The following is an 11,447-nucleotide window of genomic DNA, read 5'->3' on the forward strand; positions in this document are numbered from 1 at the left end:
CGGTTTCTTGTAGTTCGCCAACAGGCTGCTAAGCAGCTCGTCGGGTACGTCGTGCTTGCGTGGACTCATGGTGTCTCCGGGTCAGGTGGCAGTGTCCTGCCAAAGACCCGTTTACACAAAATCTAGGACACGCCCCGTTCATACGCAGTGATGGCGGCGGTGAACTCGCGTCGAAGAAGTTTGCTGAAGATGTGCGCTCAGTTCGCCATCAACGGCATCCAGGACCTGCTGCACACCTGGGGCTTCATCGCTGCATGGCACCTAGGGCTTCACGAATTTCAGCGTCATGCGGTCGGATTCGCCGATGGCTTTCATCTTCGCGTGCTCGTCTTCGGGGCCGGCGAGATCGGGTGGCAGGCGATGGACGTTGATGTCCTCGGGATCATTGGGATTGGCGTTGACCTGCGAGACACCGGCCAGCCGGAAACCAGTCTTCAGTCCCAGCGAAATCATGTAGTCCTCGGAAATGCGATGCAGCGCGCCGGCCGTGACATGCGCGTCGCCGAAGGGCTTGGCGCGATGTTCCTCGATGCCCAGCACGCCGCCTGGCTTGAGCACCTCGAACGCGGACTTGAAAACGGCGTCCAGCGTTTCGGGACTGTCAATCAACCAGTCGTGCGCATTGCGGAATGTCAGCACCATGTCCGCCGAGTTTGGCGCGCCCAGCCTGACCTGTTCGGGCGGTGCGAAGGGAATCACCCTGGCGATGTGGCCGTAGATTGCCGGTTCGGCCTTGAGCTTGGCGTTGAATTTCTCGGCCTTCGGCGAAGCGGCTTCGACCAGCTGGCCATGGGCGGACAGATAAGGCGCGAGGATTTCGGTGTACCAGCCGCCACCGGGCGACAACTCCACTACCGTCATGTCCGGACGGATACCGAAGAATTCCAGCGTTTCCACGGGATGGCGATAGGTGTTACGCGCCTTGTTGGCGTCCGAGCGCCAGCTGCCGTTGGCAGCCTGTTGCAGGGTGACCTCGCCGGCCGGCGGTGTTGCGGCGTGCGAGCCGGCCATGCAGGCCAGCGCGACAAGACCCAGGGACATCAGCGTGCGGCAGCGGTGCGACATGACCATACCCTCCTGACGTTGGACGCCAAGACTACGCCGAATGCGATCGTGGGGTATGTGCGCCTGCAGTGGGCTGGCACGGCGGCGCCCATAAAAAAGCGGCCGGTGATCGACACCGGCCGCCCTGGAGGCATGGCGAAGAGAGAGGAGCGACTTACTCCTCGTCTTCCTCATCTTCTTCGTCTTCCTCGTCTTCGAAATCGGACAGCTCTTCCACGCGCAGGAAGTTGGCCGTCTCATCGGCGAACGCGATGCGCTTGCCATCGGCACGCATGGCGCGTACGCCGCGGCCTTCGCCTTCCACCAGGGCGAAGCAGACGACGGATTCGGCGGTTTCCACGCCGTCCACGTCGTACACGGCCACCCAGCCGGTGGCCGGGATGATCTGGATGATGTTCTCTTGCTTGGACATGACGCTTCCGCTTGGTGAAAACGCGCAAGAGTGCCCGGAGCATGGAAGGACCGCAAGGGTGCCCTCCGGCGGGCGGCGCCACGGTGGCGACGGTCATGGAGAAGGTGTCGATTTGGGCACGCGCCGTTCGTTGCCTGGAAGAGGGTTGCCATCACGGCGGCCGTTCCCCTGCCAGGAGTCCACCATGCAATTCATTCCCTATCTCGATTTCGACGGGCAGTGTCGCGAAGCCTTTGATTTCTACGCCAAGGTGTTCAAGGGCAGCGTCACCATGCGAGTGACCTACGGCGAATCGCCGGTGGCCAGCGAAGTGCCCGCCGAGATGCACGCGCGCGTCATGCATAACCAGCTGGAAAGTGCCGGCACCATCCTGATGGGTGCGGACGGCCCGCCAGGCAACAAGAACGACCGGGGTTGCGTGAATGTCCAGGTCGACACGCCGGAGGAAGCGGAGCGGATCTTCCACGGATTGATGGACGGTGGCGAGGCGCAGATGCCGATCGCGGAAACCTTCTGGTCAAAGCGCTTTGCCATGCTCACCGACCGCTACGGCAAGGCATGGATGATCAACTGCATGAAGACGCCGGGCGAATGAAGCCGCCTTGAAGCCCGCTTCGCCCGCCAGGCAACGCACCTGGCGGGCTAGGCGTTATGCGCTTATACCGGTGCGCGGCCGATCGATGCACCGCCATCCACGAACAAGGTCTGCCCGGTGATGTACGCCGCACCGTCGGAGAGCAGGAATTCCACGGCGGCGGAGATCTCGTCGGGCTTGCCCACGCGCTTCATCGGCACCAGCGAGAGAAAGCGCTGCTCGGCCTCGCTGCCGGCAGGTGCGTTCTCGCGGAACAGCTGGGTGTCGATCGGGCCGGGTGCCACCGAGTTCACCGTAATGCCGGTGTCGGCCAGCTCCAGGCCCCAGGTGCGGGTGAAGCTGTGCATGGCGCTTTTGGCCGCGGCGTAGGCGGTGCGGCCCACGATGCCCAGCGTAACCAGGCTGGTGATATTGACGATGCGTCCCCAGCCGCGCTTGCGCATGGCGGGCAGCACGGCTTGCGTGGTCTGCAGCGTCGGCATCAGGTTGAGCAGCAGGATCTGCTCCAGTTCGCTTTCGTCCAGTTCGTCGACCTGCGCGAGACGCACATAGCCGAAGTTGTTGACCACGCCATCGAAGGTGAAGCGTGACTGCAGTTCCGCCAGCACCTTGGCGGTGGCTTGCCGATCGCCGAGATCGACGGCGACCAGTGTGCCGGGGAAGCTCGGATCGTCCGCGTTGCGGGCGAGGCCGACGACGTGATGGCCGGCGCCGGACAAGCGCTCGGCGATGGCGCGGCCGATGCCCTTGGTGGCACCGGTGACAAGAAAGGTCCGAGATGACATGGAAGACTCCGCAAGTGGGGAAGGATCGGGGACGAGAGCAAGGTTGCGCCCGATCCGCGTCCGGCACGTACGGAGCGTCCGATGGAATCATTCGACGCCGTCGAAGATGTTCAGGCGCCGATGGGCTCCGGCGCCCGAGGTGGCTTTCAGCAGTCAGCGTGGGTATTCGAGCTTCGGATACCAGTCGGTGCCGCGTCCTTCGGGCGTGTTGTCCAGCACGGTCCATAACGGCATCAGGTCGGGCGCGCCACGCGGGTCCTGGCCGGGATCGGCCGTTTCGCCGCCCATTTCTCCGGCCCAGAACAAGCGGATGGCGCCATCGCGGCGGGTGAACACGTTGAAGGCCGGTATGTCGCCGCCGTCGTCGCCGATGGCGAAGTAGTCGCGGCTGAAGTGGCCGTTGATGTCCGAATACAGGCGCAGCGACTGCCAGCCGCGTTCCTTCTTGAACGCAAGCAGGCGTTCCAGCGGTGAACGTGCGATGACGACGAGCGATACGCGCTGGCCGATGTCGCGCGCCTCGCCATCCCACGCACCCAGCAGCGACGTGCACATGGGGCAGGGACGTTCGCGCTGCGGACCGAACATGTAGCTGTAGGTGACCAGCGTCTGCTTGTCGCCGAACAGGCCAGCCAGGTCGACCGGTCCTTCTTCACCCATGAAGCGATAGTCGCCTTCCGCCACAGGGCCGGGCGGCAGGGCGCGGCGTTGTTCGGCCACGCGCTCGACGTGCCGGCGCAGTTCGATTTCCTCGGCCAGCAGCATGTCGCGGGCGCGGCGGTAGTCGTCACTTTCGCGCGGGAAACGCATGCCGTTGCGCCGTACCAGTTCGGCGGCGGGAACAAGGGTGGCAACATCATTCATGGTGGACCTCGGCGGTGTCAGGGGACAGGTGCCGCCGTCACTGCCGGTGACGACGTCTCCTGGTGGAGACGAACGGATCGCGCCGATTTCGACAGGCGGTGTTGCCGCTTGTTCAGCGGGGTTCGCCCAGCCCGAGGCGGCCCGCCATCGCTACGGCCTCGCCGCGCGAATGGGCGTCGAGCTTGCGCAGCACCGCCGAGACGTGGTGTTCCACGGTCTTCTCCGATCTCGCCAGGCGGCAGGCGATTTCGACATTCGACAATCCCTCGGCCAGCAGCGCGAGGATCTGCCGCTCGCGCAGCGTGAGTCCCGCCGGGTCGGATGACGTGGTGGCGCGTGGACCTCGGGCGATGCCTTTCACGCCCGCACGCTGCAATTGCTCGCGCGAGCGCTTGAGCGTGGCGCAGGCTTCCAGTGAGGTGAATGTCGCCAGTGCCTCGGGCAGGCTGGCTTCATCCCCTTCCAGCAAGGCGAGTGCGCGCTCATAGGGGCAACCCACGCTTTGCCAGGCCAACGCAGCGGCTTGCCAGTCGCCATCGAGTTGCAGGGCGTAGGCCGGTTCGATATCGCCGCCGCTGGTCCAGTCGGCGCCCGTCCATCGACACCAGAAGCACAGCTCGCCCAGCGCACGCGGATCGTGCAGGCGGGCGGCCATCTCGCAGGTTTTCCGCACGACCGGATCGTCCAGTGCCGCCTCGCCACGCAACCATGCGCGTTCGGCGCGTGCCGAGGCGACGGGGGCAAGCCGTTGCAATTCTCCGGTGGCGCAGGCGAGCTGGCTGACTTCTTCCAGCAGTTCCTCCGCGCCGGGATCGCCGCGTCGCAGGCGGATACGTGCGAGCACCGCGAGGGCGGGGATGCGCGTGATGGGCGTGACGTCGGCGCGTGCCAGCAGGCGACTGGCCAGCGCGGCTGCCGTTTCCCATCGGCCCAGCTCGAAGTCCAGCCGTGCCTGATAGGCCATTACGTAGTGCGACCAGGAGTCCAGGTCGCGTTCGGCGAAATAGCTGGCTGCACGGCTGATGTGCCACTGTGCGCCGGTGTAGTCGCGCGTCGTCACCGCCGTGCTCGTGAGGTTGGCGTAGGCGCGCGCGGCATGCTCGCCGTAGCCATGTTCGATCGACAGCGCGAGACTGCGTTCGATCATGCCGAAGCCTTTCGCATGCCCGCGCGCCGACAGTGCCGTGCCGACGTTGTTGAGCGCATGCGCGAGAATTTCGGTGTCGCTATCTCGCGTGGCCCGCTCGATCGCGCGTTCGCCCCAATGCACGGCGTCATCGGTGCGCCCGGCAAGCATGTGCAGTTGCGCGCGATTGCTCAGTGCCCAGGTGAGCTCGCTGCCGGCGTCGTGGACCTCCAGCAACTGCACGGCCTGATCGGCATGCATCTCGGCATCGGCGTTGCGCCCGGCGATCCAGCACATGCGCGATAGCCAGCGCAGCATGTGGCCTTCCTGTCGTGCGTTGCCCAATCGTCGCCAGATATCCAGCGATGCGCTGCACGAGGCGATGGCCAGGTCGATCTGGCTGGTGAGATGGCACTGGTAGGCGTGCCGCTCGAGCAGGTCGGCGCGCTGCTCGTCGGCAAGTGCACCCGCATGCGCCAGTGCTCTGCCGTACAGCCACGCGGCGTCGCAATGGGAGCCGTGCAGGGCCGCATCGGCCGCGGCCCTGGGTGCATAGGTCATCACCGCAGCGCAATCGCCGGCGCCCGCAGCGTGATGCACCAGTCGGGCGAGGGGTGTGCCCTGGATGCTTTCCAGGTAATGCAGCACACGCGCGTGCAGCGATGTGGCGACGGGCACGGGCAGCGCCTGCTCCACCGCCATGCGCGCAAGCTCGTGGCGATAGGCGTAGGTGCCTTCGTCCGCCGACAGCAATCCGGAGCTGAGCACCGTGGTGATGTTTTCGCGCGACGGCGAGAGCAGCGCATCGACCAGCGCCATGTCGATGCGCGCGGGCACGATGGCGGCCAGGTCCAGCATGGCGCGTACGTCCGGCGGCTGGCGCGCGGCGCGCGCCAGCACGGCATCACGCACGGAGACGGGCACGCCTTCCGCCGTGATCGCTTCGGTGACGAAGAACGGGTTGCCGCCGGTGGCCGCGTACAAGCCCTCCGCCGAATGGCCGTTGCGCTGTGCAAGATCAGCCACGCCAACTTCGGTCAGCGGCAGCAACGGAATGCGGACGGCGACATCGGATTGCAGTTCACCGAACAGCAGCCGCAGCGGATGGCGATCATCCAGCTCGTCATCGCGATACGTCAGCACCAGCAACACGGGCATGTGCTGCACGCGTCGCGCGAGGTATTTGGCGAGGTCGAGCGTGGCGGCGTCGGCCCAGTGCAGGTCTTCCAGGATCACCAGCGTGGTGCCGTCGAACGCCTTCAGGTCGGCCAGCAGGGAGGCAAACAATCCTGCGCGCCCGCCTTCGCGCCCGAGCAGATCTTGCGTGCGTGCGCTGAATGACTCGGCCATGTCGTAGAGCGGCCCCAGCGGCTGCGGCGAGAACAAGGCCTCGCACCATCCGCGCAGGAGCCTTCCCTGGCGATGTCCGGTCGCCAGGCACTGGACCAGCGAGGTCTTGCCGATGCCGGCCTCGCCGTAAACCAGTGCCGTGCGACCCGCGCCTTGCTGCGCCAACGCAAGCGCGTCGTGCAGACGCTGCAAGGCGTAGTCACGTTCGATCAGTTCCACGGCTCGGTGCTCCTGGGAACCCGTGGATTGTCGCACCATCCCTGCGTGCTGGAGAGAACGCCAGTCTTCCTAGGCCGTTCGCCCTATCAGAGAAAATACCGGAACGGCTTCCATGGCGCCCGGTACACCGTGCGATTGGCTGAAGCGCGGGTGGCGCCGGCCATGCTGAGATAGAAGTATGGGTTGAGTACCGAGATCTCTGTGATCTGGTCCACCGGCAGCGCGTTGCGGCGCGCCACCTGGCGAATGGCTTCCGGATTGGGCGCGTCGTAGACGCAGTAGGTGCGGGTGTGGTCCGCGCTCACGTACGAGTGCAACCACGTCACGCCTTCCTCGGCGTTGGTGTTGACGATCTCGACGCACTTGGATGCGCCGGCGATATTGGTGGGCAGGGACAGGCCTTCCGGGAACGAACGTTCGACGACATAACGTGGCATGACGACTTCCTCTTGGCGGATGCAGCGCATTTCGGCTGCAGGGCCAGACTAGGAAAACGGGCATGCCGCCACATCGGGGATGTCCCCCAGTTTGCGTCGTGGCGTCCCCTATTTTTCGCGGGCCGCGCGAGGGTCAGGCGCCGAGACGCTCGGTGAGATAGGGGCCCACGGCATTATTGAGCGTGGCAGCCATCTGCTCGGCCAGCGCCTCGTAGCTGTCGGCGCGAGGCACGCGGGCACGCTTGCTGGCCTGCGCAAGCACGTCGATCTGCTTGCGTCCCTGGGCGTCAGCCAGGCTGGCGAACACGCAGGCGCGCGGCGAGTCGAGGAAGACGTGCATTTCGAAGTGTGCGTGGGTGTCGAGCCCTTCGGTGTCATCGGGCTTCACGGTGATGGTGAGCGAACGATGGCCGCGGCGGCGCAACTGGCGCAGGCATTCCTCCTGTTCGATCACCAGCGTGTGGCCGTAGGGAATGCACAACTCGCGCAGCAGCACGGCTTCCATCTGGGTCACCGCCTTGCGCACTTCGTTTTCGATGCGGCCAAGGAAGCCCGAGCGCAGTTCGTGCCGGGAGTAGTGCACCGGCATGGTCGATACCTGCACGCGATTCTTGTGCACCAGCGTGGAGTGGTTGATGCGCGTGAAGCTCAGGCCCGCCGCCTCGTAGCTCTGGCCGGCATTGTTGCCGCTGATGCCGGCAAAGGCGGCCCAGGCGGCTTTGAGATAGGCAATGTTGGGCGACGGGTGCAGCATCGGGATCCTGCCATCAAGAGGCGTCCCGGGCGGCAATCCGCTCCTCGGGCCTGACTGGCTTATCGGCCCGATGGCGGGAAACTTCAGTTTTCCGGCGGCCCGGCAATTTCTTGCGCCGCGAGGCGTGACATCTGTCAAGCGCGGCGGGAGGGTAGCCAAGGAGCGGCCCCTAGTCAGCAATGCGGCGCCCATCTTTCGCCAGAGATCATTCAGAAAAAATGGCGCGTTGCGATAACGATGTCGCGTAATTCTCGTTTGTTGCGGCCGGATCAATGACGCGAATTGGCATCGCTGAAGTATCTATTGTTCCGCTCGATTGCTGGCTCAAGAAGCTGCAGCACCCCTATAGCTTGACGACGAATAGGCTCCCAGGAGGGATGCCTCATGGCCTTCAAGGAGTCTTCGTGGTTATCCGTAAGTGTTCCTGGCGGAGCTATGGCCTCATCGGGAAGGGCGTTCAATGCCGAAACTAACTCCATCACTCGTGTGGCCTGCTCGATACCCAAGTAGGAAATCGGTGCCTGGGTAATTGCCATGGCACCTTCGGAAACATCGTGACGAAGCTCCCACGGCACATTGTAATTGCCCATTTGATCGCATTGCGCTTCCGCCGCTAAGCCGAGAGTCTTAAGAGCATCCACGAAGTAGAAGAAGGCATTTTCGAAGTCGTCTTGTTCGTGTGGGGTTGTTTGCATGTGGGATCGATTGCAACGATGGAGCGGATTGCCTATGTCGTAACCGCCGTAGATCCAGATTGACTATTGGATTCCAGGGCATCGCATTGAGCGCCTTGCGACTATTTAGTCCGGCTTGATCGTGATTCACTTCTCTTGAGGAAATACATGAACAAGCACCAAAGCACGCTCCCCTGAAACGACGCAGCCAAAGTCATGACAAACATAATCGATATTGGACTGCTCACAATCCTAGGGAAGCACGATATTAACCGTTCCGTCATCAAGGATGACGGCATGCCTACCAACGCAAGAGCGATACCTGGAAGCAAGTGCTCCTTCGGTGAGTCTAAATTGGCCAAATAATTGCACCAGGCCCACAAAGCTACGCCTGCAATCAAGATTGAATAAAAGATGGCGACGAGTTTAAGCAAGCGTGGCATTTGTGATTCTCCAGCCGGTAATTTTCCGCACGTACTACAAACTCATCAATGGTTATGGATGCATTGTCGACGTTAACGGTGACGGGAATGGCATGGCGGAACAATCACCCTGGCTCACGAAGCTCACCGGGAGCACAGAGTCTTTCGCTACCTTTCGCTTGCAGTTATCTCTGCGAATTGAAGTGCGAATTTCTTCTAACAGCTTCGCATAGGCAGCATCAGATCTAGATCTCGGTACGGACATAATCGCACTTAGGAGCCGGTGCCAGTTGAGGGGCTTATCGCCGAAGCGTCCGTTGAATAATTTGATCCACACCTTCTATTTGGCTTACTCGGTGCGATCGAGCGACGCTGCATGCCGCGTTGTATTTGATGAGTTTATGGGCAGCGTGTATTGGTGTGCGGCCAAAACAGCGGCAAATAATTGGTGATCTCCGCGCTGTACTTCTCGGCAACGACTGTGGCGGATTCGCCGCTCACCAGTTTTACGGACAAGACGCCGGGCAGGGCGCGCTCGACCGTGCCCAGCGAGCCCTTCTTGATGCGCAACTCGCGGTCATTTCGCGTGAATACCAGGCAGTCACCGCATGCGCTATAACGGGGGCTTGGGCCGGCGCTTCCAGCCGCTGCGCCCGCCACGCCGGGGTCGCATGTCTTTGGCTGTGTCACAGCCAGGGAGCCGGTACGGGCGGGCCTTCGACGGGCCGGCTTGCGACACCATCCACCGCCCCGGGAGAGAAAGGCATGACCCGATTGACGATCCGTCCGCTGCTGGCGGCCTGCCTGCTGGCCATGATGGGCAGCACCTTCGCTGCCGACCAGCAAGCTCACGATGACGCCATGCTTGGCTTTTCCGCGCAGGGCGCCACCGCGCAGCAAAGCCTGGAGCAGCGTTTCGACGCCTTGCTCGATCCCGCCGACCAGCGCGAATGGCTCAAGCAGATGTCGTCGCAGCCCAACCAGGTCGGCTCGCCGCACGACAAGGCGAACGCCGAATTCATGCTGGCCAAGTTCCGCGCGTGGGGCTGGGATGCACACATCGAGACCTTCAGCGTGCTGTATCCCACGCCGAAGAAGATCGCGCTGGAACTCAAGGGGCCGCATCCGTACACAGCCAGGCTGAGCGAGCCCGCGGTGGCCGGTGACGCCAGTTCGGCCATCCGTGAAAACGCGTTGCCGCCGTATAACGTGTATGGCGGCGACGGCGACGTCACCGCGCCAGTGGTGTACGTCAACTACGGCATGCCCGATGACTACAAGGAGCTCGCGCGGCGCGGCATCGACGTGCGCGGCAAGATCGTCATCACGCGTTACGGCGGCGGCTGGCGTGGCCTCAAGCCCAAGCTTGCGCAGGAACACGGCGCGGTGGGCTGCCTGATCTATTCCGATCCGCACGACGACGGTTACGCGCAGGGCGAACCGTACCCACAAGGTGGCTGGCGTCCGCAGGATGGCGTGCAGCGCGGCTCGGTGGCCGACATGCAGCAGTATCCCGGCGATCCGCTCACGCCCGGCGTCGGCTCCACGCCGGAGGCCAAGCGCCTTGCGCTGAAAGACGCGAAGACGGTGCTGAAGATTCCCGTGCTGCCGATTTCCTATGCGGATGCCACGCCGCTGCTGCAATCGCTGGCCGGTCCCGTGGCGCCAGGGTCGTGGCGCGGTTCGCTGCCGCTCACCTATCGCATGGGGCCGAGTACCGCGCAGGCGCATCTCACCGTGCTGTCCGACTGGGGGCAGAAGCCGGTGTACGACGTGATCGCCGTGCTCAAGGGTTCCACCGAGCCGGACCAGTGGATCGTGCGCGGCAACCATCACGATGGCTGGGTGTTCGGCGCGTGGGATCCGCTTGCCGGCAACGTGGCGCTGCTGGCCGAAGCCAAAGCCATCGGTGCGCTTTACCAGCAGGGCTGGCGGCCACAGCGCACCCTGGTCTATGCCAGCTGGGACGGCGAGGAGCCGGGATTGCTGGGTTCCACCGAATGGGCCGAGACGCACGCCGACGAGCTCAAGCAGAAAGCGGTTCTCTATCTCAATTCCGACACCAATGGCCGCGGCTTCCTGCAGGCCGGTGGCAGTCATTCGCTGCAGCACCTGGTGAACCAGGTGGCCGACGGCGTGACCGATCCGGAAACCAAGGTGAGCGTGCGCGAGCGCCTGCGTGCACGCGTGCTGGTCGATGCCAGCGGCAAGGATGCCAAGCCCGCGCTGAAGGAGCGTGCGAAGGCGGCGGCCACGGGCGGCGACGTGCCGATCGAGGCGCTGGGTTCGGGCTCGGACTACAGCGCCTTCCTCGAGCACCTGGGCATTGCCTCGCTCGACCTGGGTTTCGGCGGTGAAGACGATCAGGACGGCATCTATCACTCGCAGTACGACACGTTCGAGCACTACGTGCGCTTCGGTGATCCGGACTTCTCGTACGGCGTGACCTTGTCGAAGGTCGCCGGGCATGTGGTGTTGCGCATGGCCGACGCGCAGGTATTGCCGATGCGCTTCGCCGATTTCAGCGAGACGATCGATCAGTATGTCGACGAGCTGCACAAGCTGGTGGAGAACACGCGCAAGGACACCGACGAGCAGCACAAGCTGATCGACGGCAAGGCGTTTGCGCTGGTGTCCGATCCCACCCGTCCGATCGGGGCGCCCGTGCGCGATTCCGACGTGCCGGACATCCGGCTCGCACCACTGGACGAGGCGGCGAAAAAGCTCAAGGCCAGTGCGCAGGC

At 63.8% G+C, this 11,447-nt stretch carries 11 protein-coding genes; 2 read left to right on the forward strand and 9 right to left on the reverse strand.

The window, feature by feature from the left end; genetic code table 11:
* Positions 1-261: 261 nt before the first annotated feature.
* Positions 262-1,065, reverse strand: a complete 804-nt coding sequence (locus VFG49_RS16975; RefSeq protein ID WP_324862712.1) for a hypothetical protein — start codon at positions 1,063-1,065, stop codon at positions 262-264.
* A 154-nt stretch (positions 1,066-1,219) separates the two neighbouring features.
* Positions 1,220-1,477: a hypothetical protein gene (locus tag VFG49_RS16980; RefSeq protein WP_324862714.1), complete on the reverse strand. Its 258-nt coding sequence runs from the start codon at positions 1,475-1,477 to the stop codon at positions 1,220-1,222.
* 184 nt (positions 1,478-1,661) lie between these two features.
* Between VFG49_RS16980 and VFG49_RS16985 the strand changes: the two genes are divergently transcribed.
* On the forward strand, positions 1,662-2,072 hold the full coding sequence (locus tag VFG49_RS16985; protein ID WP_324862716.1) for a VOC family protein: 411 nt from the start codon (positions 1,662-1,664) through the stop codon (positions 2,070-2,072).
* 62 nt (positions 2,073-2,134) lie between these two features.
* Here the strand turns inward: VFG49_RS16985 and VFG49_RS16990 are convergent, their stop codons facing one another.
* The 7 genes from VFG49_RS16990 to VFG49_RS17020 form a co-directional block, all read right to left on the reverse strand.
* On the reverse strand, positions 2,135-2,857 hold the full coding sequence (locus tag VFG49_RS16990) for an SDR family oxidoreductase (RefSeq protein ID WP_324862719.1): 723 nt from the start codon (positions 2,855-2,857) through the stop codon (positions 2,135-2,137).
* A 153-nt stretch (positions 2,858-3,010) separates the two neighbouring features.
* Positions 3,011-3,721 carry a DUF899 family protein gene (locus VFG49_RS16995; RefSeq protein WP_324862721.1) on the reverse strand — a complete coding sequence of 237 codons (711 nt, stop codon included), beginning with the start codon at positions 3,719-3,721 and terminating at the stop codon, positions 3,011-3,013.
* A 112-nt stretch (positions 3,722-3,833) separates the two neighbouring features.
* Positions 3,834-6,416 carry an ATP-binding protein gene (locus tag VFG49_RS17000; protein WP_324862723.1) on the reverse strand — a complete coding sequence of 861 codons (2,583 nt, stop codon included), beginning with the start codon at positions 6,414-6,416 and terminating at the stop codon, positions 3,834-3,836.
* Between the two features lie 86 nt (positions 6,417-6,502).
* The gene (locus VFG49_RS17005; RefSeq protein ID WP_324862725.1) at positions 6,503-6,853 is read right to left on the reverse strand and encodes a DUF4242 domain-containing protein; all 351 of its coding nucleotides are present in this window, start codon (positions 6,851-6,853) and stop codon (positions 6,503-6,505) included.
* A gap of 133 nt (positions 6,854-6,986) precedes the next feature.
* Positions 6,987-7,607: a hypothetical protein gene (locus VFG49_RS17010; RefSeq protein ID WP_324862727.1), complete on the reverse strand. Its 621-nt coding sequence runs from the start codon at positions 7,605-7,607 to the stop codon at positions 6,987-6,989.
* Between the two features lie 269 nt (positions 7,608-7,876).
* On the reverse strand, positions 7,877-8,302 hold the full coding sequence (locus VFG49_RS17015) for a hypothetical protein (protein WP_324862729.1): 426 nt from the start codon (positions 8,300-8,302) through the stop codon (positions 7,877-7,879).
* Positions 8,303-9,102: 800 nt separating this feature from the next.
* A complete protein-coding gene (locus tag VFG49_RS17020; RefSeq protein WP_324862731.1) occupies positions 9,103-9,273 on the reverse strand; it encodes a hypothetical protein in 171 nt (56 codons plus the stop codon).
* Positions 9,274-9,468: 195 nt separating this feature from the next.
* Here VFG49_RS17020 and VFG49_RS17025 point away from each other — a divergent pair.
* Positions 9,469-11,447, forward strand: a 1,979-nt coding sequence (locus VFG49_RS17025) for a M28 family peptidase (RefSeq protein ID WP_324862733.1), incomplete at its 3' end; no start/stop codon positions are given.

This window comes from Dyella sp., assembly GCF_035685885.1.
GTDB lineage: Bacteria > Pseudomonadota > Gammaproteobacteria > Xanthomonadales > Rhodanobacteraceae > Dyella.

What these genes read in the sequence shown, in the direction of transcription:
- VFG49_RS17005 (WP_324862725.1), bottom strand. Translation starts at nt 6,853, where the DNA reads ATGCCACGTTATGTCGTCGAACGTTCGTTCCCGGAAGGCCTGTCCCTG.
- VFG49_RS16985 (WP_324862716.1), top strand. Translation starts at nt 1,662, where the DNA reads ATGCAATTCATTCCCTATCTCGATTTCGACGGGCAGTGTCGCGAAGCC.
- VFG49_RS17010 (WP_324862727.1), bottom strand. Translation starts at nt 7,607, where the DNA reads ATGCTGCACCCGTCGCCCAACATTGCCTATCTCAAAGCCGCCTGGGCC.
- VFG49_RS17015 (WP_324862729.1), bottom strand. Translation starts at nt 8,302, where the DNA reads ATGCAAACAACCCCACACGAACAAGACGACTTCGAAAATGCCTTCTTC.
- VFG49_RS16975 (WP_324862712.1), bottom strand. Translation starts at nt 1,065, where the DNA reads ATGTCGCACCGCTGCCGCACGCTGATGTCCCTGGGTCTTGTCGCGCTG.
- VFG49_RS16980 (WP_324862714.1), bottom strand. Translation starts at nt 1,477, where the DNA reads ATGTCCAAGCAAGAGAACATCATCCAGATCATCCCGGCCACCGGCTGG.
- VFG49_RS16990 (WP_324862719.1), bottom strand. Translation starts at nt 2,857, where the DNA reads ATGTCATCTCGGACCTTTCTTGTCACCGGTGCCACCAAGGGCATCGGC.
- VFG49_RS16995 (WP_324862721.1), bottom strand. Translation starts at nt 3,721, where the DNA reads ATGAATGATGTTGCCACCCTTGTTCCCGCCGCCGAACTGGTACGGCGC.